At 65.7% G+C, this 22,142-nt stretch carries 26 protein-coding genes and 1 tRNA gene; 12 read left to right on the top strand and 15 right to left on the bottom strand.

Annotated elements, in window-relative coordinates:
* Positions 1–6: 6 nt before the first annotated feature.
* The 5 genes from AC5Y47_RS07830 to mbp1 form a co-directional block, all read right to left on the bottom strand.
* Positions 7–1,170, bottom strand: coding sequence for a glycosyltransferase (locus AC5Y47_RS07830; protein WP_499943343.1), 1,164 nt, complete (start codon positions 1,168–1,170; stop codon positions 7–9).
* Between the two features lie 123 nt (positions 1,171–1,293).
* Positions 1,294–3,135: a CheR family methyltransferase gene (locus AC5Y47_RS07835; protein WP_499943422.1), complete on the bottom strand. Its 1,842-nt coding sequence runs from the start codon at positions 3,133–3,135 to the stop codon at positions 1,294–1,296.
* A gap of 51 nt (positions 3,136–3,186) precedes the next feature.
* Complete coding sequence (locus AC5Y47_RS07840) at positions 3,187–3,945, bottom strand: sulfate transporter (protein WP_499943344.1); 759 nt, start codon at positions 3,943–3,945, stop codon at positions 3,187–3,189.
* Positions 3,938–4,951 (bottom strand): chemotaxis protein CheB, encoded by a 1,014-nt coding sequence (locus AC5Y47_RS07845; RefSeq protein WP_499943345.1) that lies wholly within the window; start codon positions 4,949–4,951, stop codon positions 3,938–3,940. The genes AC5Y47_RS07840 and AC5Y47_RS07845 overlap by 8 nt, the downstream gene beginning before the upstream one ends.
* A gap of 100 nt (positions 4,952–5,051) precedes the next feature.
* The gene (gene mbp1, locus AC5Y47_RS07850; RefSeq protein WP_499943346.1) at positions 5,052–5,288 is read right to left on the bottom strand and encodes a microaggregate-binding protein 1; all 237 of its coding nucleotides are present in this window, start codon (positions 5,286–5,288) and stop codon (positions 5,052–5,054) included.
* Between the two features lie 170 nt (positions 5,289–5,458).
* Here mbp1 and AC5Y47_RS07855 point away from each other — a divergent pair, with 170 nt between their 5' ends.
* Entirely contained in the window at positions 5,459–5,716 is a 258-nt protein-coding gene (locus tag AC5Y47_RS07855; protein WP_499943423.1) for a DUF7218 family protein, read from the top strand.
* Between the two features lie 4 nt (positions 5,717–5,720).
* Here AC5Y47_RS07855 and AC5Y47_RS07860 read toward each other — a convergent pair whose 3' ends face one another.
* Both AC5Y47_RS07860 and AC5Y47_RS07865 read right to left on the bottom strand, forming a co-directional pair.
* Entirely contained in the window at positions 5,721–5,861 is a 141-nt protein-coding gene (locus AC5Y47_RS07860; RefSeq protein ID WP_499943347.1) for a hypothetical protein, read from the bottom strand.
* A 44-nt stretch (positions 5,862–5,905) separates the two neighbouring features.
* Positions 5,906–6,445 (bottom strand): nucleotidyltransferase family protein, encoded by a 540-nt coding sequence (locus AC5Y47_RS07865; RefSeq protein ID WP_499943348.1) that lies wholly within the window; start codon positions 6,443–6,445, stop codon positions 5,906–5,908.
* Positions 6,446–6,552: 107 nt separating this feature from the next.
* On the opposite strand from AC5Y47_RS07865, the gene AC5Y47_RS07870 reads away from it, so the two are divergent.
* Both AC5Y47_RS07870 and AC5Y47_RS07875 read left to right on the top strand, forming a co-directional pair.
* The gene (locus tag AC5Y47_RS07870; protein WP_499943349.1) at positions 6,553–7,500 is read left to right on the top strand and encodes an acyl-CoA dehydrogenase family protein; all 948 of its coding nucleotides are present in this window, start codon (positions 6,553–6,555) and stop codon (positions 7,498–7,500) included.
* Between the two features lie 31 nt (positions 7,501–7,531).
* Positions 7,532–8,293 carry an endonuclease/exonuclease/phosphatase family protein gene (locus tag AC5Y47_RS07875; RefSeq protein ID WP_499943350.1) on the top strand — a complete coding sequence of 254 codons (762 nt, stop codon included), beginning with the start codon at positions 7,532–7,534 and terminating at the stop codon, positions 8,291–8,293.
* A gap of 22 nt (positions 8,294–8,315) precedes the next feature.
* Here AC5Y47_RS07875 and AC5Y47_RS07880 read toward each other — a convergent pair whose 3' ends face one another.
* Both AC5Y47_RS07880 and AC5Y47_RS07885 read right to left on the bottom strand, forming a co-directional pair.
* The gene (locus AC5Y47_RS07880) at positions 8,316–8,486 is read right to left on the bottom strand and encodes a hypothetical protein (protein ID WP_499943351.1); all 171 of its coding nucleotides are present in this window, start codon (positions 8,484–8,486) and stop codon (positions 8,316–8,318) included.
* 23 nt (positions 8,487–8,509) lie between these two features.
* On the bottom strand, positions 8,510–9,049 hold the full coding sequence (locus tag AC5Y47_RS07885) for a cysteine hydrolase family protein (protein ID WP_499943352.1): 540 nt from the start codon (positions 9,047–9,049) through the stop codon (positions 8,510–8,512).
* A gap of 158 nt (positions 9,050–9,207) precedes the next feature.
* On the opposite strand from AC5Y47_RS07885, the gene AC5Y47_RS07890 reads away from it, so the two are divergent.
* The 6 genes from AC5Y47_RS07890 (at position 9,208) to AC5Y47_RS07915 (ending at position 13,228) form a co-directional block, all read left to right on the top strand.
* Entirely contained in the window at positions 9,208–9,507 is a 300-nt protein-coding gene (locus AC5Y47_RS07890) for a hypothetical protein (protein ID WP_499943353.1), read from the top strand.
* Between the two features lie 140 nt (positions 9,508–9,647).
* A complete protein-coding gene (locus AC5Y47_RS07895; RefSeq protein ID WP_499943354.1) occupies positions 9,648–9,944 on the top strand; it encodes a DUF4193 domain-containing protein in 297 nt (98 codons plus the stop codon).
* 61 nt (positions 9,945–10,005) lie between these two features.
* Positions 10,006–11,334, top strand: coding sequence for a cytochrome P450 (locus AC5Y47_RS07900; protein ID WP_499943355.1), 1,329 nt, complete (start codon positions 10,006–10,008; stop codon positions 11,332–11,334).
* 93 nt (positions 11,335–11,427) lie between these two features.
* On the top strand, positions 11,428–11,586 hold the full coding sequence (locus AC5Y47_RS07905; protein WP_499943356.1) for a DUF6131 family protein: 159 nt from the start codon (positions 11,428–11,430) through the stop codon (positions 11,584–11,586).
* A 157-nt stretch (positions 11,587–11,743) separates the two neighbouring features.
* Positions 11,744–12,109: a DUF2510 domain-containing protein gene (locus AC5Y47_RS07910; protein ID WP_499943357.1), complete on the top strand. Its 366-nt coding sequence runs from the start codon at positions 11,744–11,746 to the stop codon at positions 12,107–12,109.
* Between the two features lie 528 nt (positions 12,110–12,637).
* The gene (locus AC5Y47_RS07915; protein WP_499943358.1) at positions 12,638–13,228 is read left to right on the top strand and encodes an NYN domain-containing protein; all 591 of its coding nucleotides are present in this window, start codon (positions 12,638–12,640) and stop codon (positions 13,226–13,228) included.
* A gap of 225 nt (positions 13,229–13,453) precedes the next feature.
* Here AC5Y47_RS07915 and AC5Y47_RS07920 read toward each other — a convergent pair.
* The 4 genes from AC5Y47_RS07920 to ponA2 form a co-directional block, all read right to left on the bottom strand.
* Positions 13,454–13,527, bottom strand: a tRNA-Pro gene (locus tag AC5Y47_RS07920).
* A gap of 61 nt (positions 13,528–13,588) precedes the next feature.
* Positions 13,589–14,689, bottom strand: a complete 1,101-nt coding sequence (gene cds1 / locus AC5Y47_RS07925; protein WP_499943359.1) for an L-cysteine desulfhydrase Cds1 — start codon at positions 14,687–14,689, stop codon at positions 13,589–13,591.
* Positions 14,686–15,645 (bottom strand): metallophosphoesterase, encoded by a 960-nt coding sequence (locus AC5Y47_RS07930; protein ID WP_499943360.1) that lies wholly within the window; start codon positions 15,643–15,645, stop codon positions 14,686–14,688. The genes cds1 and AC5Y47_RS07930 overlap by 4 nt, the downstream gene beginning before the upstream one ends.
* Positions 15,646–15,700: 55 nt before the next feature.
* On the bottom strand, positions 15,701–18,130 hold the full coding sequence (ponA2, locus tag AC5Y47_RS07935; protein ID WP_499943361.1) for a transglycosylase/D,D-transpeptidase PonA2: 2,430 nt from the start codon (positions 18,128–18,130) through the stop codon (positions 15,701–15,703).
* A 361-nt stretch (positions 18,131–18,491) separates the two neighbouring features.
* Here ponA2 and AC5Y47_RS07940 point away from each other — a divergent pair, with 361 nt between their 5' ends.
* The gene (locus tag AC5Y47_RS07940; protein WP_499943362.1) at positions 18,492–18,842 is read left to right on the top strand and encodes a WhiB family transcriptional regulator; all 351 of its coding nucleotides are present in this window, start codon (positions 18,492–18,494) and stop codon (positions 18,840–18,842) included.
* Between the two features lie 472 nt (positions 18,843–19,314).
* Here AC5Y47_RS07940 and bagB read toward each other — a convergent pair whose 3' ends face one another.
* Together bagB and bagA are read right to left on the bottom strand one after the other, a co-directional pair.
* Positions 19,315–20,454 (bottom strand): ATPase BagB, encoded by a 1,140-nt coding sequence (bagB, locus tag AC5Y47_RS07945; protein WP_499943363.1) that lies wholly within the window; start codon positions 20,452–20,454, stop codon positions 19,315–19,317.
* Positions 20,451–21,476 (bottom strand): ATPase BagA, encoded by a 1,026-nt coding sequence (bagA, locus tag AC5Y47_RS07950; RefSeq protein ID WP_499943364.1) that lies wholly within the window; start codon positions 21,474–21,476, stop codon positions 20,451–20,453. Before bagA ends, bagB begins: the two co-directional genes overlap by 4 nt.
* Before the next feature lie 52 nt (positions 21,477–21,528).
* Between bagA and sp36 the strand changes: the two genes are divergently transcribed.
* Complete coding sequence (gene sp36 / locus AC5Y47_RS07955; RefSeq protein WP_120794267.1) at positions 21,529–21,690, top strand: Sp36 family protein; 162 nt, start codon at positions 21,529–21,531, stop codon at positions 21,688–21,690.
* Positions 21,687–22,142 carry a RidA family protein gene (locus AC5Y47_RS07960; protein WP_499943365.1) on the top strand — a complete coding sequence of 152 codons (456 nt, stop codon included), beginning with the start codon at positions 21,687–21,689 and terminating at the stop codon, positions 22,140–22,142. Before sp36 ends, AC5Y47_RS07960 begins: the two co-directional genes overlap by 4 nt.

Consider the following 22,142-nt stretch of genomic DNA (forward strand, 5'->3'; position numbering starts at 1 on the left):
TTTTACCTACGCCGTGGCGTTGACGTGACCGCGGCCGGCAGTAACCCGTTGCTGGGACAGGGTCTGGTGATAGATGCTCACTGCGTCCATCGCGATCCGGTCCCAGCTGAACCGCGACATCACTCGGGACCGGCCTGCCGAACCCATACTCACCCGCTGGAAAGTGTGATGCTGCAGCGTTTTCAGCGCCGAAGCCAACTCATGCGGACTGGTCGGCGACACCAACACCCCGGTGACGCCGTTGATCACGGTGTCGACCAGGGCGCCGACCGGTACGCCCACCACGACCACTCCGCTGGCCATCGCCTGCAACGCCGCCGTGGCCCGTGGTGCGTGCCACGGCGTGCAGGTGAGCACGTCAGCGGATTGCAGCAACGACGAAATCGCCTCTTGGTCGACGGCGTCGACGAAGCGGACCCGGTCGCTGACCCCGAGTTCGGCGGCGAGCTGCTGCAGTGCCGGTTTGCCGTCGTCCGAGGACGTCGTCTGGGCGATCACCAGTTCCGTGCCGGACAGCCTGGGCAGCGCCCGGATAGTCAGCTCGAAACCATTGTGCCGCAACAGATTCGGCGCCAATTGCAGGATACGGAACGAGCCGGAGTTGGTGTCCGGGGGACCGGTGGGCACGTAGCGCGTGACGTCGATTCCGGTCGACAGGACCGACACTTGCGCGCGACGGCGGCGCAACCGGGCCAGCGCGGCGATCTCGTCGGTGCTGCCCCCGGTCACCCAGGTCGCGCCACGGACCAGCAGCGGTAGCAGCCGAGACTTCTCGACGTCGGCGGTCCCGGCTGCTATGCCGTGGAAACTCTGCACGACGGGCAGTCCACCCCGGCGCGCGGCCAATTGGGCCGCCAAGCCGCCCAGCCAGCCGTACGCGTGCACCATGTCGGGCGGGTCCGCCGCCCACTGCCGGCCCAGTTCGGCGGCCCATTCACCCACGAACGGCAATACCTCGGCCGGTGACACCGTAGTGGCAGGGCCGATGCCGGCGGACTCCTGCCGATAACCCGGCTCGACCGGCGAGTCTTCGTCGCGTCGGCGCCGGCAGGCCGTCACGGTCAATCCCTGGCGCGCCAGTGCAGCGCAGAGTTGACCGTCGTCGTCGGCGATCCCGTACCCGCCATGCTCGGAGTACGCGTCGTCGCCGCGGACGATCGCTACTTTCACAGTGACTTCATTTCGGTGCTCCTTTTGACCCCCATGCGAAGTTGGGCTACCCGGGCTTCTACAGGAGTCAAACGGCACTGGCCGAGCAGTTCGCTTTTCGGACAGCGATTCGCCGGCCTCGAGCTAGCCGACCACCCCCATCAGCAGCAGCGCGCCGCCGACGGTTCCTTCACGGGTGCGGAACGAGGTGCACGTCAGGCGCACCTGGGCTGGCCGTCCGCGTCGATTGACCGCATCCACCACGGCCTCACCGGCAGTCTCCGTGTCGGCGAAAGCGTTGCCGATCAGGGGTCGCACGCTGTCCATCGGCAGACCGATGTCCAGCGAAAGCAGTTGCGCGCCGGTGGTCTCGTCGGCGCGCAACCCCCACAGTTCCTCGCAACCGTGGTTCCACACCACCACCCGCATTTCACGGTCCACCACGACCATGCCCAGCTGGACGGAGTTGATCAGTGAATCGAGGAAGTTCTTCGCGTCGTCCAGTTCGACGCCGCGTTCTCGCAGCGTGTCGTTGATGGTGTGCAGTTCGTCGTTGGTCGACTGCAGTTCCTCGTTCATCGTCTCGAGTTCTTCGTTGGTGGACTGCAGTTCTTCGTTGGTGGTTTCCAGTTCCTCGACGGTGGACTGCAGTTCCTCGTTGGTGGTCTCGAGTTCTTCGTTGGTCGACTGCAACTCCTCGTAGGCCGCCTCGAGTTGCCGGTTCGTCTGTACCACCTTGTCGAGCAGCGCTCGCGTGGCGGTGACGTCGAAGAACACGATCGACACGCCCAACAGGCCGTTCTCGGCGTCGATCAACGGATTGACGTGGATCTCGAACCACACCGTGTCCGCGCCGGGCCGTTGCCATTTGACGTCCTGGATGCGCGCCGAGCGCCGCTCCACCTTGGCCTGCTCGAGGTACGCCCGCAACTCGACCGGTCGGTAGGACACTTCGAGGTCACGCAACAACCGGCCGATGTCGCGGGCGGAGAGTCCGAAGATGGTCTCCGCCTGCTGGTTGATCATCGCGACGGTGTCTTCGCCGGTGACGACGATCTGCGCCACCGGACTGACACGAAATGCCAAGTCGCGCACCGTCATCAGGCCCACCGATTCGCCGTGCCGATCGTAGAAAGCTGTCGCCGGGTCGTAACGCTCGACACCGTCGCGGGACCCGCGCAACTTTCGGAAAATCCGGTTCTTCAAGTTCAGCGGGACGAACTTGTCACCGTGGCTCAACAACATCTCGGCATGCCCGAGGAACAGTGTCCCCTGCGGGGCCAACGCGAAATTCAAGCGGCCTAACACGTTTCGCTGGGTTTCGGCGTTCAGATACATCAGGGTGTTACGGCACACCAGCAGGTCCACCCGGGAGATCGGCGCATCCTTGACCAGGTCGTTGCGACCGAAGATGACCGCGCGGCGCAGGTCCTTGTGAAACAGGTAGCGCCCGTTGACTTGTTCGAAGTAGCGCCCCAGCAGCTGTTGCGGCACCGACTCGACCGCCCGGGCGTCGTAGGACGCGGCACGCGCTTCGGCGAGTGCCTCCTCGTCGATGTCGGTGGCGTAGATCTTCACACGTTGCCGGAAGGCGTCTGCTCCCATCGCCTCCGACAACAGCATTGCCAGCGTGTAGGCCTCCTGCCCGGACGCGCTTCCCGCGCTCCACACCCGGATGGGATCGTCGGGACCGCGCTCGGCCAGCAGCCGGGGAATGACGTCGCTGCTGACGAACTCCCATGCTTCGGGGTCACGGAAGAAGGCGGTGACGTTGATCAGGATGGTGTTGAACAACGCCGCGAATTCGTCCGAGCTGGCCTGCAGGACGTCGAGGTATTCCTCATAGGTGGCGTATCCGGCGTGATCCATCCTGTGACGCACCCGGCGCATCAGCGACGTGCGTTTGTAACCGGTGAAATCGAACCCGCGGGAATCCCGCATGTAACGCAACAAGGCTTCGAAAGCCTCGTCGGAGGTGCCGTTCATCGAGTTGCCGTTCGCCGAGATTGCCGGAGTACCTGACATTACTCGCGAACGTCAGAGCTCATTTTCGGAGCCGATCACGGCCCATACCGTCTTGCCCGAGGACGTCGGGGTGCTGCCCCATACCCGTGACAGAGCGGAGACGATCGCCAGCCCGGAAACGATTTCGGTACCCCAGCGGCCGTCTTCGTGTCGGACCGCGGGCTGGTCGCTGCAATCCTGCACGGCGACGGTGACGATGTCCTTGAGTTTCTCCACGATCAACACGGGAGCCGATTCGGTATGCCGGAGGACGTTGTCGACGAACACCGTGGCGACCGTGCTGGCGACGGGAACGAGGGGGCTCTCTGACCAGGTGGTCAACCATTCGCGGACCCTGACCCGGCACAGTCGCAGACTGACCAGGTCAGCGGGAAGTTGCGTGCGCGCACGACGGCGGCCGGTGACGGCCGATTCGTCGGCTGCTGCCAGGGCCGTCTTACGGGTACGGAACAGCGGAACGTACCGCGTTACACCACTGGCAATTATCTCTCGCCTGTTGTGTATATCGCTGCACACCAGGAGAACTGGGACATCCGGCCAGACACTCACGTGCCAACGGGCGCTGGTGAACACCGACCAGGCCGACGGCGACGGGACACTCAGCCGGTTCACGTCCACGATCACCGCGCGAGGCTCCTCGAGCGCGGTCTTGATCACGGTGTCGCGAAGGTCGCGATAAGTGGAGCTGTCCAGCACCCCCGCGGCGACCAATATCGACGCGTCGTGATGGCCTGCGACATCGACGCGGATCGCTGTGCTCGAGTCAGGCACCTTGCTCTCCGGGACGGGGAACCCCTTCGGCCAGTCGCTCGCTGAGCACCGCGAGGGCCCGCTCGGCTTCCTGCGCGACGGCGCTGTACCGACCGAACAGCGGACCTTGCCCGGCCCTGCTGGCCAATTGCCTGGACAGCTTCGCCTTCTCCTGCAGGCTGCGCAACGCGATCCAAAGCGCATTTTCCACTTCGTCGTCGTGGGAGGCGAGCAGCGAGTCGGGCGTCCACGCATGACCGACGTGGCAGCGAAAGTTGCCTTCGCCCACCGCTATCAGCGATCCGTTGCAGTCCGGGCAGGTGAATCCCGAGGGCGGGCCGAGTTCCTGGGTGTCGAAGTCGGTGGCGAAACGGGATGCCATGGCTATGCGGTTTTCCATCTCCATCGCGACGTCGCGCTCCATGTCGCACTCCTCGATCTCGCGCTGAGCCAATTCTTTCAACACGGCTCCGATATTCCCGGCAGCCGCTTGGCGGTCCAGAACGCCGGCGTTGTAAGCATTGAGCGGCATTGCGGGAAACAACGCGTCCTCGGGGTCCTGACCGATCGTGTAGCCGCCCCGGGATCGGATCGCTCCCAGCCCGAGCACGCCGTCCTCCAACACGCCCGAGAGTAGGATCCCGATGGCGCGCGGCCCGAAATCCAGTGCGACGGAACGGAACAGCGCGTTGATAGCCGGCCGGTGCCCGTTCTCGGTCGGCCCCTGCGAAAGCACTACCCGATGGTCTGCGACCAACAGATGGTGATCCGGGACGGCGACGTAGATGAGTCCCGGTTGCAACTCTGCGCCGTGCTGCGCGTTGACGGCGCGCACCGGACCGTGCCGGTCGACGATGCGCGCCAACATGCTGGGTGCGAATGCGGGCAGGTGCAAGGTGACCAGGTAGGCGTAGGGGAGGTCGGGTGAGAGTCCCGCGGCCAGCTGCGAGAGCGCCTCAACACCCCCCGCGGACGCGCCGATCGCCACCACGCCGCGGAGGTCGCCTCGCCCCTTGCCTGCCTGCATCACCACTTCCAATGTCCTGTTCCAGCGTGGGAAACCGTATCGCCGGCGGAAAGCTCAGCAGGTGGCGAGCACACCGGAATTCGGGTGGACTGCTGGTGGACTACTGGTTGGACTTCTGCCGTTCCTCGGCTGCCTCCGCGCCGCCCCGGGCGGATTCGGCTTCGGCCTCTTTCTTGGCGGCATCGCGTTGCGCGTCGGCCTTGTCCTGTTGGGCTTCGCCCTCGTTCTTCAGATCGTCGCTGCCGGTCACCGCACCGACGGCCTCCTTGGCCTTGCCCTTGGCGCCTTCAACGACACCCTTGATGCCTTCTTGGGGACCGCTGTTCTCGTCACTCATCTTTAGTCCTTCGGGTAATGTGCCGAACCCTTGTTGGTCCGTCGCGCCCTGTGTTCCCGGTCAGCACTGCCCCAAACAAGTCGGGGCAGTCTTCGGGCAGGCCGTTTTGAGGTTGCCCAATGCGGGCACTCTGCCAGCGGTTTCGCGGCAACGCACAGGAGGTGGCGACGGTGCCGAACTCGTCGATCAAAAACGAGAAGCTGTACAAGGACCTACGCAAGAAGGGCGATTCCAAGGAGAAGGCGGCCCGGATCTCCAATGCGGCTGCCGGCCAGGGCAAATCCAAGGTCGGACGCAAGGGCGGCAAGTCCGGGTCCTACGACGACTGGACCGTCACGGACCTGAAGAAGCGCGCCAAAGAGCTTGGCCTGTCAGGCTATTCGAGCCTGACCAAAGACAAACTGATCGCCAAGCTGCGTAACCACTGACCTCTCAATCGGGCGGCTCCTGTTCGGTGCCCGCACTGGGAGTCTGTTCCTCCTCGGGTACGCCGTCGGCTTCGTCGGTGACATTCTCCTCGAGGTCGTCGACCACCTTCGCCAGGTCTTCGTCCCGGTCAGGATGAGATTCCATAGTTCGAGAAGATACCCAGCGCGACGAGTTTTACGCGCTTCGCCTCAGTTTCGGAGGCCGAGTCGATCGGCCAGCACCAGGAACGCGACCGCGAAATCGTTGTCGGAAGTCTCGGCCTCGATGCGGTCCCAGTCCAGCTTTTCCCGGATCGCTCGCGCGGCCGGGATCAGCCTGGCGAAATCGCAGTAGTGCTCGGTCAGGGCGCGTAAGCGCTGGATGAACACCACGGTCGGAGGCAGAACCGGCATCGAAACCGCCAACACCACACGGTCTTCCGCAAGCTCCATGTCCTCGGGCTCCACCCGGACACCGTTGACGCGGTGCAGCACGTCGACCAGCGCGTCGCCCAGGCGCACCTTGAACAACCAGTCCTCGGGCGGACGTTCGATGACGAAGCCGGCCTTTTCGAGCGTGGCGACCGCCCCGGGCACGTCGCACTCGGCGACCACGAAATCGACGTCGTGGACGGGTTCGGGTGCACCGTAAGCCCACAACGCGTAGCCGCCCGCCAAGGCAAACGGCGGGCCGTATTCTTTCAGCGCCGAAGCGGCGGCGCGCAGAGCTTCACGCAACTGGTGGGTCATAGCGCGGAAAGACATACCCGATGTGCCGCGGTAACAACCTGACCAGGGCCGTTTAAGGGGAATGCAAACGGGAACTAGCAAGCCATGTCAGTCGCCGGGGACCGCTCATGACGGCGGGTCTGGTTGCGCACTGGTTGGAATCGGGGCGACTCGAATTGCCGTTGCCCGCTTCGGGATACACCAGCGAGCGCTGGCAGCGGCTGGCGCAACTGGCCGAGGACGACATCGCCGCGGCACGCATCGCCGAAGCGCATGTCGACGCCGTCGCGATCCTGCACGAATTGGGCGGCAAACCGCCGGAACCGCGCCAGTTGTGGGGAGTTTGGGCCTCCGAATCCGCCGACGCCGTCCTGACCGCGACCAACATCGCCGGGGACGAGTACGTGCTCAACGGCATCAAGGTGTGGTGCTCGGGCGCGGGCTTCTGCACGAAAGCACTCGTGACCGCGGTGCTGGAAGAGGGCGGACGGGGTCTGTTCGCGGTGACCCTCACCGATGCCGGCGTGAAACCGCTGCCCAGCACCTGGTGGAATCCCGGCATGGCCGGCAGCGACACGCGCTCCGTGCAGTTCAGCAATGTGCACGCGATCCTGGTGGGCGGGCCGGACGAGTACTCGACGCGCCCGGGCTTCTGGCACGGCGCAATCGGGGTCGCCGCCTGTTGGCTCGGCGGCGCCCGCCGGGTCGCCGAGCCGCTGTACCGGTGCGCCCGCAGCGGGTCGGCCGACGCCTACGCGCTGGCGCATCTGGGTGCCGTCGACGCCGCGCTCGCCGCGGGGGATGCGATGCTGGCGACGGCGGCCGCTCAGATCGATGCCGACCCGTTCGACCGGGATGGTGCGGCGCAGCTGCTGGCCCGCCGCGTCCGCGCGGTCGCCGAACACGCGGTGGACGAGGCGATCACCCGCACCGGGCGTGCCCTGGGGCCGGGTCCGCTGTGTGAGGACGGACGGCACGCCCAGCGGGTCGCGGACCTGAGCATCTACATCCGGCAGAGCCACGCCGAGCGCGATCTCGCCGAGTTGGGCCGGGTGGCCGGGCGGCCCGCCCGTTGATCGCAGACGTGCCCGGAACGCAGGCTTAGCCATGCGGGTGGCGACCTTCAACATCCTGCACGGCCGCACTGTGGGCGACGGTGTCGACCCGCAGCGGTTGCGCGACTGCGTGCGGCGGCTGAATCCCGACGTGCTCGCACTGCAGGAAGTCGACGTCGACCAGCCCCGGTCCGGACGAGCCGACCTGACCGCCGCCGCGGCCGAAGCGATGGGCGCCGTGGAGCAGCGGTTCGTCGCGGCCATCTCCGGCACCCCCGGCGCGACCTGGATCGCCGCCACCGGTCAGGAACAACCCGGGACCGCCGCCTACGGCATCGCGCTGCTGTCCCGGTTTCCGGCGTCGAGTTGGCAGGTGGTGCGAATGTCGCGGATCCCGATGCGCTTCCCGATGTATCTGCCAGGCCCCAACCAGGTGGTGGTGGTCGACGAGGAGCCGCGGGCGGCGGTGATCGCACGACTGGAGACTCCGCTGGGACCGCTGACCGTGGCCAATACCCATCTGTCCTTCGTGCCGGGCTGGAACCGGCGGCAGTTGCGCCGGCTGGTTCGTGACCTGCGCGGCCTACCCGGTCCCCGGCTGCTGCTCGGCGATCTCAACCTCGCGCCCGCCGCGGCGCAGCGCTGGACGGGCATGCGGCCACTGGCGGCGGCGGCGACGTTTCCCGCGCCCGAACCCACCCGCCAGATCGATCACATCCTGACCGACGACCCCAGTCTGCGGGGGCGTGCCGCGGCCGCGGAGCAAATGCCCATCTCCGACCACCGGCCGCTGGTCGTCGAGTTGTACCGCTAAGTCATCGAGTTGTACCGCTAAGTCACCCGTCGTTGCTGCGGGCTTCCGCGCCCGTTTCGCCGGCGTCGAAGTCGTCGTCGGTGCCGGTACGTCCCACGTAGTCGCCGTCGTCGTCGCGACCGGCGCGTGATTCGGCGACGTGGTCGTCGGGTTCGGCCTCAGAGTCGGAGTTCTGCGGCTTGTGTTCGGTCACGGAAGAGCCTTCCCTCAAAGGTGTTACGGCAGGCAGCGGGCGGCGGGCAGCAGTTCGGCACTCATGTTGCGTTCCATCATCTTCAGCGCCGCGGAGCCGAGTTCGGAGTCTATGTGGGCGACCGCATCGGAGGGCACCACCACGTCGTAGTGGCGCAAATAACCGTCCAGCGCGCTGTACAGGATGCACTGCTCGGTCACTTGGCCGGTCAGCACGATGCGTTTGACTTCGAGGCGGTGCAGCAGATAGTCGAGCGCGGTGGAGTAGAAGACGCTGTGGCGGACCTTCGTCACGACCGGCGTCTCGCGGGCCGGAATCAGCGGCTTGACCAGGTCGGGCCGCTTGCCGTCGAGTGCGCTGGCGACGATCGAGCGGCGGTCGGCGGTGAAGTCGCCGTGATTGTCGTTCACATAGATCAGGTCGACGTCGTCGCGCCCGTCGGCGACCGAGATCAGGCCCACCAACGGATCGATGATGTCGGAGACATTGTCGGCCAGTTGCTCGGCGTCGGGATGGCTGTAGTCGTTGAACATGTCGATGACCAGGACGGCGGTATTACTCACGCCCCCTTAGTACCCGCGGATCAGGCGCCGTACCAGGTTTAGCTGCGCCGTTTCGCGGGGTAGCCCTGACCCAACCGCGCAGCAAATTTAAGTAATTCGGAAACAGTATCCGTGGGTTATAGTAGCCAAGATATTGTTTCGCGTTCTTGGGAGTACGGATGGTCTACATCGGCACCGACACATACGGGCCTGGCTCCGCCACGTCCGGCACCGCCGAGCAGACCGTCAGCGTGCCCGGCTTGGTGGCGGCAGGCAGTTGGGCGCTCGGCCTGGTGGTCGGGTTGGTGGCGCTCGCGACCGGGCACCAACTGCTGGCCGTCGTGGTGCTGGCGCTCGCCGTCGCGTCGCCGTGGGTCGGACTGGCCTGGGTATCCCACAGTCAGCGTCGAGAAGCCCACGCGCGCCTGATGAATCGGCACGAGATCGCGCCGTGCGCCGGCGGCTGGCCCGCGCTCTGAGACCGGATCCGAACGGTTATTAGCACACGCGCAATTTGTTGGTCACCTTGGGTGTGAGCCGTATCTGAACGGGGTACTGCCTGAGCCAACGGGCGACCACGTAAGGTGCCGAGCCCGGTCACTCAGCAGGAAGGACCGCCATGCCTACCGTCAGCGATTACGACGCACGCCGCGTGACTGATGCCGACACCGCCGACAAAAATGCGTTGCGCGAACTCGGAACCATGCCCAAGCTCGCCACGGCAGTCGTCGACGACGACCCCAACGACTCCTTCTTCGAACTACCGGGCGCGGATCTGTCCGGCGAGGAATTGTCGGTGGTGGTGATTCCGCAGCAATCCGACGAATTCACTTGCTCCTGCTGCTTTTTGGTGCAGCACCGCAACCGGCTCCGGGTCTCCGGCGGTGGGCGCCAGATCTGCGCCGACTGCGCTTGATCTGCTCGCCGGTGCGTTGCGTGCAGTCCGTTAGACGGTAACTGCAGTAGCGTCATCCGACGTGGGGCCTCCTCCGCCCGGCCTGCCCGCTCCGCGCCGATTCCGCAGTGCGTTCGCTGCCGCGTATGCAGTGGCCTACCTGGTGGGTGGCGAGCGGCGCATGCTGCGGCTGATCCGCCGCTACGGACCAATCATGACCATGCCCATTCTCAGCTTGGGCGACGTCGCCATCGTGTCCGGTCCCGCGCTGGTCAAGGAGGTTTTCACGGCACCCACCGACGAGCTGCTCGGAGGTGAGGGGGTTGGGCCCGCGGCCGCCATCTACGGGTCCGGGTCGATGTTCGTGCAAGAGGAACCCGAGCACCTGCGACGACGCAAGCTGCTGACGCCGCCCCTGCACGGTGCCGCGCTCGCCGGTTACGTGCCGGTCATCGAAGCATCCACGCGCGCGGCGATGCGGGACTGGCCGGTCGACCGGCCCTTCGAGATGCTGCACGCCGCGCGGGCGCTGATGCTGGACGTGATCGTCCGGGTGATCTTCGGCGTCGACGACCCCGATGAAGTGCGCCGGCTGGGTCGGCCCTTCGAACGGTTGCTGAACCTCGGTGTCTCCGAACAATTGACGGTCCGCTACGCGCTGCGCCGGCTCGGGACGTTGCGGGTGTGGCCGTCGCGTGCCCGGGCCAACCGCGAGATCGACGACGTCGTCATGCCGCTGATCGCCGCCCGCCGCGCCGACCCGGGACTGGCGCAGCAGCACGACATCCTGGCCTTGCTGATCCGGGCGCGCGGAGACGACGGGGAAGCGCTGTCGGACAGCGAGATTCGCGACGACCTGATCACGCTGATGTTGGCTGGTCACGAGACGACCGCGACCACCCTGGCATGGGTTTTCGATCTGCTGCTGCATCATCCCGAGGCGCTGCGGCGGGTGCGCAAGGAGGCGGTCAACGGCGGCGAGGCCTTCACGACGGCGGTGATCGACGAAACACTGCGGGTCCGTCCGCCCGCCCCGCTGACCGCGCGGGTCGCCGCCAAACCCGTTGTCATCGGCGGCTATACGGTTCCGGCGGGGACCCGGATCGTGGTGCACATCATCGCGATCAACCGCAACCCGGCCGTCTACGACCAGCCGCACGAGTTCCGGCCCGAGCGCTTCCTCGGAACCCGGCCGCAAACGTATGCCTGGGTCCCGTTCGGCGGCGGCGTCAAACGGTGTCTGGGCGCGGCGTTCTCGATGCGAGAGCTGATCACCGTGCTGCAACTGCTGCTGCGCGAAGGCGAATTCACCGCGGTGGACAGCCGTCCCGAACGGATTGTGCGGCGCTCCATCATGCTGGCGCCGCGCTACGGCACCAGGGTGCGGTTCCGTCCCCGGGATTCAGGCTAAAACTCTTGCCCGGCATCGCGATTGAACTTCGTCCAGAAGGGTATTCCACAACTTGTCAGTTAATTAGACAGCGTTCAACAGAAGGGGCGCGACGTGATTGTTCTAGGAATCATCCTGCTGGTAGTGGGCTTCGTAGTCCCATCACTTGCCATTTTGAAAACAATCGGCGGCATCTTGTTGCTCATCGGCGTGGTGCTGTGGATTCTGGGAGCCGTCGGGCGCCCCGTTGCCGGACGTAAAGTCTGGTATTAAGCGCCACGCGCTATAGGGGCGAAGGCCACCGACAGTGACTGCTGTCGGTGGCCTTGCTTGTTTGGGGGCAAGCGTCTCGGCCGATTCCCCTAGTCGCGCACGGCGGTGTATAGGTTGGGTACGTCGTTTGACGTGCGGTTAGAGGGGGGCTCCTGGAATGACGTATGGTTCGCCGAATCGTCCGAAGCCGAAGCGGTCGGCTGCTCTGACGACATTGATCGTCTTTGTGTGCATCTTCCTCATCGGCGTGTTGGCGATATTAGGCGGATTTTTCTTCGGCATAGCAATCGTATACACGGTCGGTGGGGTGTTGATTTTGCTGGGGATTATTGGCTCCGTCATTAGCGCAATCGTGCTGGCATTCGTCCTCATGGTGAGAGCGTCGACGTCCAGTTCCTCGATTTCGCAGCCAGCCGGTGGGACGGTCGGCGCAGCGCCGGGTTGGTATCCAGATCCGCAGAACCCGAGTCTGCTGCGGCACTTCGACGGGCGGACGTGGACGGAATCCACTCGCCCACGCTGATCGTCGTTTCGGGCCACGATTGCGTGGATGGGTCGAGCCCTGCTCGATACGCGACATTGCAGATCGGTCGATCCAACCTGACAGGGATTAGCTGCGCCGGTCTCGCCGTTCATGACGATCTGCTGACGATTGGCAGGCTCATCCCCTTGGAAGGGTCCCCGACCGGGGTTAGGGTTCTACGAATCCACCCCGGTCGGGGATGTCGTGGCCCGATTTCAGTGCGTATGCGGGCAAACGTGACGCAAATCACATGTCCAAGATGACATGGATGTTGTTTGCCAGGCGTTGTCAACGCATGGCGAAGGCGGCTAAAGGTCCCCACATGAGTCACAGGTAAGTCAAAATGCATCCCCGCAGGGGTTTTGGTACCCCTGCTCCTTCGGGCTCGCCAGAGGGGCTCTTGGCGGCAAAAACGCAGGTGGGAGGGTGCTTGACCCATTATCCTTCCGTGCGTACTTTCGCCTATGTAGCTCCCCGCCGTCCTCCGGGCCTGGCGGGGCTTTTTACATCTGAATAGGGTGTGAGCCGATGGCAAATCCCGTGGTAGACGTCTTTATCGACTACCAGAATCTGCACCTGTCGGGCGGCGAGGCCTCCGAAGCCCCGGGCACGCCTGCTCATACTTACCTGATCCACCCCGCCATGTTCGTCAACGTACTGATGCAGCGTCGTCTTCTGTACGGTCGCGACGGCGTGGTGCAACACATTTACGTCTACCGCGGGCAGCCCAGCTCCGCGAAGGAGCCTAAACAGGCAGCCCGTAACAAGGCGCAGAAGGCGGAATGGGAACGTGACCGGCGGGTCCAAGTTAATTCGCGCACGCTTCGGTATCCCCAGAATTGGCCGATTGATAAGGCGAAAGAGAAAGGAGTTGACGTCAAACTGGCGATCGACTTCGCGCGGTGTGCTCTCACAACTAGCACCGACACGCTGATACTGGTTTCGCGAGACACCGACCTCGTGCCGGCACTAGAGATGGCCTTGGACCTCGGCAGAGCTCAGATCGAAGTGGCGGGGTGGAGCAACAGCAGCCGTCTGCGGATTCCAGGCAAGCAACTTTGGTGCACTGCCCTCAGCAGCACCGAATATCAGACCTGCAAAGATCCGAAGCAGTACTAGCTCGGCAATCACCCCACTCGCGCTGCCGATGCGCGTCCGCAGCTATATCAGCGCCCCTCCTCGTTCGGCAACGCGATCAGCGCGTTGATCGAAGCCGTCGCCGATGCCTCGGACGCGGCGGTGCAGGCACTGCGCAAATCTACTGCGGACGGACGCGCCGATAGGCTCTTGACGCAAGAAAAGCCCCGACCGCTTATGTGCTGGTCAGGGCCCATGAAAATCGGGTCGGGGTGGCGGGATTCGAACCCACGGCCTCTTCGTCCCGAACGAAGCGCGCTACCAAGCTGCGCCACACCCCGCTTCAAGCCTCGACAGCCTATCGCACCCAACCAGCCACTTCCCAAACGGCAGGTAGCTGCCTCAGTTCCACGTGCACGACCGTTCGAACTCGCCCAGCGCCCGACCGGCGGCGGCGAGATCCAGCCCTTGGGCGACCATCCATTCGTCGTTGAAGTAGGTGTCCGCGTACCGGTCACCGCTGTCGGCGAGCAGGGTGACCACCGAACCGGCACGGCCGGCGGACACCATCTCGGCGAGCAGCCCGAACGCCCCCCACACATTGGTGCCCGTCGAGGGCCCTACCCGGCGTCCCAGGACGGCGCTGACGTGACGCGAGGCCGCGATCGAGGCGGCGTCGGGCACCGAGACCATCCGGTCGACCACCGACGGCAGAAACGACGGCTCGACCCGCGGTCGGCCGATCCCCTCGATGCGCGACGAGGCGCCCGTCGTGATGTCGTAGCGCTGCTCGGCGAAGGCCGGAAAGAACGCGGAGTTCTCCGGATCGACGACGCACAACCGCGTCGCGTGCCGTCGGTACCGGATGTAGCGCCCAATCGTCGCGCTGGTGCCGCCGGTGCCGGCTCCGACCACGATCCACGCCGGAATGGGATGGGTCTCCTCGCGCATCTGCAGGTAGATCGACTCGGCGATGTTGTTGTTGCCCCGCCAGTCGGTGGCCCGCTCGGCGTTGGTGAACTGGTCGAGGTAGTGGCCGCCGGTCTCAGCGGCGACGCGCGCCGCCTCGGCATAGACCTCGCTCGATTTCTGCACGAAATGGCAACGGCCGCCTTGGGATTCGATCAGGGCAATCTTGGCCGCACTGGTCGCCGCCGGCATCACCGCGACGAAGGGCAGACCCAGCAGGGCGGCGAAGTAGGCCTCGGAGACCGCCGTGGAACCCGAGGAGGCCTCGATCACGGTGGTGCCCTCGTCGATCCAGCCGTTGCACAACGCGTAGAGGAACAACGACCGGGCCAGCCGGTGCTTGAGGCTGCCGGTGATGTGGGTCGTCTCGTCTTTGAGGTACAGCGCCACCCCGGTGTCGGCACCCCACGCCGACGGCAGCGGATAACGCAGTAAATGGGTATCGGCGCTGCGCCGGGCGTCGGCTTCGATCAACCGGATCGCGTTGTCGGTCCAGGCGCGGGAGTGGTCGCGGAGCGCGACGCGATCCGTCAACGCACGGACGACACAGTTGGCTGTCGGCCCAGATTGCTGGTCGCGTCGCGGCCGCCCATCGGGGTGGCGATCAACGTGAGCAGCGTCGCCTCGGGCCGGCAGCAGAACCGCACCGGCGCGAACGGTGAGGTGCCGATTCCCGCCGAGACGTGCAGGCGCATGTTCGCGCCCCACTGCGACGGTCCCTTGGCCCGGGACCGATCCAACCCGCAGTTGGTCACGATGGCCCCGTAGAACGGCAGGCAGAGCTGTCCGCCGTGGGTGTGGCCGGCCATCACGAGTTGGTAGCCGTCGGCGGCGAAGCGGTCCAGCACCCGCGGTTCGGGCGAGTGCACCAGCCCGAGCTTGAGGTTGGCTGCCGGGCTGGCGGGTCCGGCGATGGTGTCGTAGCGATCGCGGTCGATGTGCGGGTCGTCGACGCCCGCGGCCGCGACGTGCAGGCCGGTCACCTCGAACTCGCGCCGGGTGTGGGTGAGGTCGAGCCAGCCGCGCTCGGTGAACGCCGCCCGCAGGTCCTGCCAGGGCAGCGGCTCGCCTTTGACGCGGTGGTCGGGGTTGGTCAGGTAGTTCGCCGGGTTCTTCGGCCGTGGCCCGAAGTAGTCGTTGCTGCCGAAGACGAACACGCCGGGCCGCGACAGGAGGTCACCCAGCGCCTGCACGACCGCCGGCACCGCCTTGGGGTGCGCGAGGTTGTCGCCGGTGTTGACCACCAGGTCGGGTTCCCAGCTGGCCAGCTCGCGCAGCCAGGCCTGCTTACGGCGCTGGTTGGGCGTCATATGCAGATCGCTGATGTGCAGCACCCGCAGCGGTGTCGAGCCCGGGCTCAGCACCGGGATCGTCACCTCACGCAGCACGAACGCGTTGCGCTCGACGAGCGAGGCGTAACCGACTCCGGCGATCGCCGACGCGAGCGCCGCAGCTGCGGTCCGTAACACGACGGGGAGTACGTCAGCCATGCCAGGCAGTTTACTGCCGGCCGACCGGCGCACGGGTGTCTCTTAGCGCACAGCTTTACGGCGGCGGCGGCGCCGCGGGCGGCGGCGGTGCCATCAGCGGAATGGTGATGGGCGGCAGGCCGGGGATCTCCACGACCTGGGATCCGACCACCTCCGGCGGCAGTCCCTCGGGCGGCGGCGGCGGTGGCGGCGGGATGCCGTTGCTGATTTGGATCGTGATGATCGAACCTGGGATCGTCTGCCCGCTCGGCGACGTCCCGACCACCTCGCCGTACTTGGCGCCGCTGTTGACCGAGTTGGGTTGGTCGGCGACCTGGAAACCGGCGTCCTTCAGGCGCTGGCGCGCCTGGTCGACGTCGAGGCCGGCCACGCTGGGCACCCGCCCGGCGGGGGATCCGTCCATGTACCGCGGGTCGGTGGGCGGCAGGTGCACCTCACCGAAGTTGTTGGCGATCGGCTGCATCGCGGTGAACCAGGTGCGGGCGGGTTCGTTGCCCCCGTACAGATCGCCACTGCCGCAATGCCGCAGCGGACCCGAACACAGGTCGGTGGGGGAGGGGGAGTCGTCGTAGATGTAGTTCGCCGCTGCGTAACGGTTGGTGAATCCGACGAATCCCGAGGACCGGTGCGCCTCGGTGGTGCCCGTCTTGCCCGACATCGGCAGGTTCCACCCGGCCGCACCGGCCGAGCCCGCCGCCGTGCCGCTACCGGTGGAGTCCTTGCTCATCGCGTTGGCCAGGGTGTTGGCCAGCCCTTCGGGCACCACCTGTTCGCAGGTCTCGGTGGTGACGGAGACCTCGTTGCCGTTGCGGTCGATCAGCTTGTCGATCGGGTTGGGCGGGCACCACATGCCACCGGAAGCCAGCGTCGCCGCCACGTTGGACAACTCCAGCGCATTGACCTCGATGGGGCCCAACGTGAACGAGCCGATGTTCTGGCGCTTGACGAAGTCGGCCAGGCTCTCGTTGCTGTCCGGGTTGTAGTCGCGGGCCGTCCCCGGATTGGCGTAGGAACGCAGGCCGAGCTTGATCGCCATGTCGACGGCGCGGGACACCCCGATCTGCGAGATCAACTTGGCGAACGCGGTGTTGGGTGAGGTGGCCAGCGCGTCGGTCACGTTCATCGAGCCGCGGTAATTGCCGGCGTTGACCACACACCAGGTGTCCTTGGGACAGCCCTTGGCCCCGCCGCTACCGAGGCCCTTGGCCTGGAACCGGGGCGGGACGTCGAGGTTGGCGTTGATGCCCATGCCCATGTCCAGCGCGGCCGCGGTGGTGAAGAGCTTGAAGATCGACCCGGCGCCGTCACCGACCAGCGAAAACGGCTGCGGACGCATGGTCTCACCCGCCTCGGTGTCCAGCCCGTACTTGTGGTTGCTGGCCATCGCCACCACTTTGTGCGACGTCTTTCCCGGCAGGATCACGCTCATCACGCTGGAGATGCCGCTCAGCGTCGGGGGAGCGAATTTGTCGATGGACGCCTTGACCGGGATCTGCACGTCGGGATCCAGCGTGGTGCGGATCAGGTAACCACCCCGGGCCACCTGTTCCTTACTGATGCCGGCGCGCGACAGGTACTCCTGCACGTAGTCGCAGAAGAACCCCCGGTCGCCCGCGGCGATGCAGCCGCGCGGCAACTCGTTGGGTTGCGGCAGGATCCCCAGCGGCTGCGCCTTGGCCGCGCGCAGTGCGTCGGCCTCATTGGGGATGTTCTCGATCATGGTGTCCAGCACCAGGTTTCGCCGGGCCAGCGCGCCCTCGGGGTTGGTGTAGGGGTTGAGTGCGCTGGTCGACTGCACCATGCCTGCCAGCAGTGCGGCCTGCTGCCAGTTCAGGTCGATGGCGTTGATGCCGAAGTAGGTCTGCGCGGCGTCCTGGATGCCGAAGGAGTTGTTGCCGAACGACACCAGGTTCAGGTAGCGGGTCAGGATCTCGGGTTTGGTGAAGGTCTTGTCGAGCGTCAGCGCCATCCGGATCTCGCGCAGCTTGCGCGCCGGGGTGGTTTCCACGGCGGCGCGCTTCTCCGCATCGGTCTGCGCCGTGACCAGCAGTTGGTAGTTCTTGATGTATTGCTGCTCGATGGTCGAACCGCCGCGGGTCTCCACATCACCGGAGGCGTAGCCGGCCAGGCCGGTGAGCGTGCCTTTCCAGTCCACGCCGTTGTGGTCGGCGAACCGCTTGTCCTCGATGGACACGATCGCCAGCTTCATCGGGTTGGAGATCTTGTCCGAGGGCACTTCGAAGCGGCGCTGCGAATACAGCCAGGCGATGACGTTGCCTTTGGCGTCGACCATCGTCGAGACAGCCGGGACCTGACCCTCGAGCAGCTGCGCGGAGCCGTTGGCGACGACCTCGGAAGCCCGGTTGGACATCAACCCGACACCGCCGGCGAACGGGAACATCAGTGCGGTGGCCACCACGCTGGCGAGCACACAGAACCCAGCGAGCTTCAACAGCGTCAGTGGGACCGGGGGACGCTCGGACATGCGTACTACAGTAGCGACCTTCTGTCACGGCTCCGCGCCGCGCGGGCGGAAAAAGATTCTTTAGCAGGTGTTGAACAAGATTGCCACCCTTGGCGGCATCGAATTTGCGGCGACGTCACTGGTCAGAGGGCCATTACGGGACGGAGCCCAATCGTTCGGCCCGGCCCCTGGAAGGAAGACGGCACGGCCGTCCCAGAAAAAGCGTTATCGGACTGTTGCGTAATTGGCACCCGACCACCTAACTTATATACGCATTGAGATTCAGGTAACAGCTGTAGGCGCAGTGTGGTTCAGACCGCATCATCGGCTGGTACCCGAGGAGGGCGGTCGGAAGCGACGGCCGGGAGGAAGGGATCAGCTCGTGTCAGGAACACGTCCGGGCGCTCGGAAGACGGGCCTCACGTCGACAGGGAACCTGCTGCGCAGCGTGGAAGCCGAGGACCGGATCGCCTGGGTCTCGCAGGCGTTGTGCCGGGCGACCGACCCCGACGAACTGTTCGTGCGCGGAGCCGCCCAACGCAAGGCCGCGGTGATCTGCCGGCACTGCCCGGTGATGCAGGAATGCGGCGCGGATGCGCTGGACAACAAGGTCGAGTTCGGCGTGTGGGGCGGAATGACCGAGCGCCAGCGTCGGGCTCTGCTCAAGCAGCACCCCGAGGTGGTGTCCTGGTCGGACTACTTCGACAAGCGCAAGCGCCGCGGGGCCATCTGATCCGCCCGCTGGCTGGCGCCGTGCGCCTTCCTCATTGCATTATTGTTACAGCTTAGCTGCCCAAACTACCGGGTCGTCATTGTTTGTACTGGTCAGGGGCGTTTTGGCGGTTCAGGCCCGGTGTGTAGGGCTCGTCATTCGTTGAACCGGCGTCGAATAAGTTCTACAGCCCCCGTATCGCCGCAGGTGGCACCGATATCCGAGCGCCCTGGCGCCAGGATCTGCCGGGCGGCGGAGTCGGGCGGTTGAGTGCGCTCCTGGTCAGTGCGAACGCCCGTCGAAGCTGACGTGAAGCACGGGTCGGGCCTCTGATACATCATTACTTTTTTGTTACAGATTAGCTGAGCGTACTATAGAGCCGGTTTCGTTTGCGCAGGTCAAGCGCGTATTGAGGGTTACGCGTGGGACAGATGATCACTGCCGCCATTGAATCAGCGTCAAATAACGGGCAACGCGGGGGTGAACCAGGTGGTTACGCGACCGACGTGATCTGGTCGGCGAGGGCGCGCAGCGCCTCGAGGTCGGAGACGTCGAAGGGCAGCGACGGCACCCCGATGACCGGCACGTGCGGGTTGGCGCCGGTGAACCGGGACAGCAGCCGGACCTCCCGTTTGGCCGTCTGCGCCCGATCGGCGTGAATCTGCAGCACGGCCGCCGCCAACGACGCTTCCTCGGATCCGTCGCCGTCCAGTTTCTCCACGGCGTCGATCGCCCGTTCCGCCGGCAACGAGCACAGCGTGGGGTGGGTGCGGTTCAACACCAGACCCGCCAACGGCATCCCCTCCTGGGACAGCCGGTCGACGAAGAAGGACGCTTCGCGCAGCGCGTCGGGTTCGGCGGCCGAGACCACCACGAACTGGGTGCCGCGCCGCTTCAACAATGCGTAGGTACGGTCGGCCTTCTCGCGGAAGCCGCCGAACGTCGCGTCCAGGGACTGCACGAACGCGGCCGCGTCCCCCAACATCTGCGAGCCCAGAATGGTGGACATCGCCTTCATCGCCAGGCCCATAGCCCCGGTCACCAGCCGGCCCAGACCCCGGCCGGGCGCGAGCAGCAACCGCCACAGGCGACTGTCCATGAAACTGCCCAGACGTTTGGGCGCGTCCAGGAAGTCCAGTGCGTTGCGCGACGGTGGGGTGTCCACCACCACCAGATCCCAACGGTCCTGGGCCAACAGCTGCCCCAGTTTCTCCATGGCCATGTACTCTTGCGTGCCGGCCAGCGAGGTGGCGACCGTCTGGTAGAACTGGTTGTCCAAAATCGACTGTGCCCGAGCCGATCCCGAGTACTGGATCACCATTTCGTCGAACGTGCGACGCATGTCGAGCATCATCGCGTGCAACTCGCCGGGCACCTCCGGTGCCAGCGGCACGCGCTGCGGCGTATTGCCAAGATCGTTGACTCCCAACGCCTGCGCGAGCCGCTTCGCCGGGTCGATCGTCAAAACGACTACGGTGCGGCCATATTCGGCCGCGCGCAGTGCGATTGCCGCCGCCGTGGTGGTCTTGCCGACGCCGCCGGCGCCGCAACACACCACCACCCGATTGGACGTATCGGCCAGAATCGCCGACATGTCAAGGGTTTCCGGCTTATGCGGGTGTGGCGTGGTCATCGAACCCCTTGCTGTGCAAGCGCTTCCGAGAGCTCGTACAGACTGCCCAGGTCGACGCCGTCGGAAATGGTCGGCAATTCCAGTCTCGGCACCTGCAACGCGTCGAGTAGCTGCGCGGTCTCGCTGCGCGCGGCGATGCGGGTGGCGTGTTCGATCGTCTCGGTCAGTAGCCCAGCGAAGTCGGCGTCCTCGAGCTCGATGCCGGCGGACGACAGACCGGAGCGCACCGAGTCCGCGTCCACCACCCCCTCGGCGGCTTTGGCCAGGTCACCCGGATCGAGGTAAGCCGGGATGTTGCGGTTCACGATCACGCTGCCGATCGGCAGTTGCATCTCGGCGAGTTCCTCGATGGCTTCCAGGGTTTCCTGCACCGGCAACGCCTCTAGCAGCGTGACCAGGTGGATCGCGGTCTGGTCGGAGTGCAGGATCTTCACCACGCCTTCGGCCTGCGAGTGCACCGGCCCACCCTTGGCCAGATCCGACACCGCCTTGGTGACGTCGAGAAAGCGCGCGATGCGCCCGGTGGGGGGCGCGTCGACGACGATGGCGTCATAGACGAAGTTCTTGGCCCCTTTGTCCGTGCGGATCACCGTCTCCTTGATCTTGCCGGTGAGCAGCACGTCGCGCAGGCCCGGCGCGATCGTCGTCGCGAACTCGATGGCTCCGATCCGGCGCATCGCCCGCCCGGCGATGCCGAGGTTGTAGAACATGTCCAGGTATTCCAGGAATGCGGCCTCGAGCTCGATCGCCAAAGCATTGACCTGCCCGCCGCGCTCGGCGGTAGCGATCTTGACTTCTTGGTAGGGCAGCGGGGGAACGTCGAACAGTTGCGCAATCCCTTGGCGCCCTTCGACTTCCACCAGCAAAACCTTGCGACCGCCCGCGGCCAGCGTCAGCGCCAGCGCCGCCGCGATCGTCGATTTCCCGGTGCCGCCCTTGCCGGTGACGAAATGCAGGCGGGCCTTCGACAGCCGCGACGGCCACCCGACGGAGCTACCGCCGCTCGATGTGTTTGCCACCATCGCATGCTAGCCCGACCGGTTCCACCCCAGTCCGACGGATAAGCTCGCGATCATGACCCAACCCACCACATGGGAATACGCGACGATTCCGCTGCTCACCCACGCCACCAAGCAGATCCTCGACCAGTGGGGCGCCGACGGTTGGGAGTTGGTAGCGGTGCTGCCCGGACCCACCGGCGAGCAGCACGTCGCCTACCTCAAACGCCCGAAGTGAGCGTCCGGGCCCGGTTGGAGGAACTGGGCATAACGCTGCCGCAGGTGGTCACGCCGCTGGCGGCCTACGTGCCCGCGGTGCGCACCGGCAACCTCGTCTACACCGCGGGCCAGCTGCCGTTGGTGGACGGCAAATTGGCCGTCACCGGCCAGGTCGGCGCCGGCGTCGCCCCGGACGTGGCCAAGTCGCTGGCACGGATCTGCGCGCTCAACGCGCTGGCCGCGGTGGATTCGCTGGTGGGGCTGGATTCGGTGTCCCAGGTGGTCAAGGTGGTGGGGTTCGTCGCCTCCGCCCCGGAATTCCGCGGACAGCCGGGAGTGGTCAACGGGGCCTCCGAACTACTCGGAGAAGTGTTCGGCGACAACGGAAAACACGCACGCTCGGCCGTCGGCGTGGCCGAGTTGCCGCTGGGCGCCCCGGTGGAGGTGGAGCTGATCGTGGAGGTCGGTTAG

Source organism: Mycobacterium sp. NGS22 (assembly GCF_059813095.1).

Excerpts from the sequence above, each read along its gene's own strand:
- AC5Y47_RS07835 (WP_499943422.1), bottom strand. The coding sequence starts at position 3,135 with ATGAACGGCACCTCCGACGAGGCTTTCGAAGCCTTGTTGCGTTACATG.
- AC5Y47_RS07845 (WP_499943345.1), bottom strand. The coding sequence starts at position 4,951 with ATGCAGGCAGGCAAGGGGCGAGGCGACCTCCGCGGCGTGGTGGCGATC.
- mbp1 (WP_499943346.1), bottom strand. The coding sequence starts at position 5,288 with ATGAGTGACGAGAACAGCGGTCCCCAAGAAGGCATCAAGGGTGTCGTT.
- AC5Y47_RS07860 (WP_499943347.1), bottom strand. The coding sequence starts at position 5,861 with ATGGAATCTCATCCTGACCGGGACGAAGACCTGGCGAAGGTGGTCGAC.
- AC5Y47_RS07865 (WP_499943348.1), bottom strand. The coding sequence starts at position 6,445 with ATGACCCACCAGTTGCGTGAAGCTCTGCGCGCCGCCGCTTCGGCGCTG.
- AC5Y47_RS07870 (WP_499943349.1), top strand. The coding sequence starts at position 6,553 with ATGACGGCGGGTCTGGTTGCGCACTGGTTGGAATCGGGGCGACTCGAA.
- AC5Y47_RS07875 (WP_499943350.1), top strand. The coding sequence starts at position 7,532 with ATGCGGGTGGCGACCTTCAACATCCTGCACGGCCGCACTGTGGGCGAC.
- AC5Y47_RS07890 (WP_499943353.1), top strand. The coding sequence starts at position 9,208 with ATGGTCTACATCGGCACCGACACATACGGGCCTGGCTCCGCCACGTCC.
- AC5Y47_RS07895 (WP_499943354.1), top strand. The coding sequence starts at position 9,648 with ATGCCTACCGTCAGCGATTACGACGCACGCCGCGTGACTGATGCCGAC.
- AC5Y47_RS07910 (WP_499943357.1), top strand. The coding sequence starts at position 11,744 with ATGACGTATGGTTCGCCGAATCGTCCGAAGCCGAAGCGGTCGGCTGCT.
- AC5Y47_RS07915 (WP_499943358.1), top strand. The coding sequence starts at position 12,638 with ATGGCAAATCCCGTGGTAGACGTCTTTATCGACTACCAGAATCTGCAC.
- AC5Y47_RS07930 (WP_499943360.1), bottom strand. The coding sequence starts at position 15,645 with ATGGCTGACGTACTCCCCGTCGTGTTACGGACCGCAGCTGCGGCGCTC.
- ponA2 (WP_499943361.1), bottom strand. The coding sequence starts at position 18,130 with ATGTCCGAGCGTCCCCCGGTCCCACTGACGCTGTTGAAGCTCGCTGGG.
- bagB (WP_499943363.1), bottom strand. The coding sequence starts at position 20,454 with ATGACCACGCCACACCCGCATAAGCCGGAAACCCTTGACATGTCGGCG.
- bagA (WP_499943364.1), bottom strand. The coding sequence starts at position 21,476 with ATGGTGGCAAACACATCGAGCGGCGGTAGCTCCGTCGGGTGGCCGTCG.
- sp36 (WP_120794267.1), top strand. The coding sequence starts at position 21,529 with ATGACCCAACCCACCACATGGGAATACGCGACGATTCCGCTGCTCACC.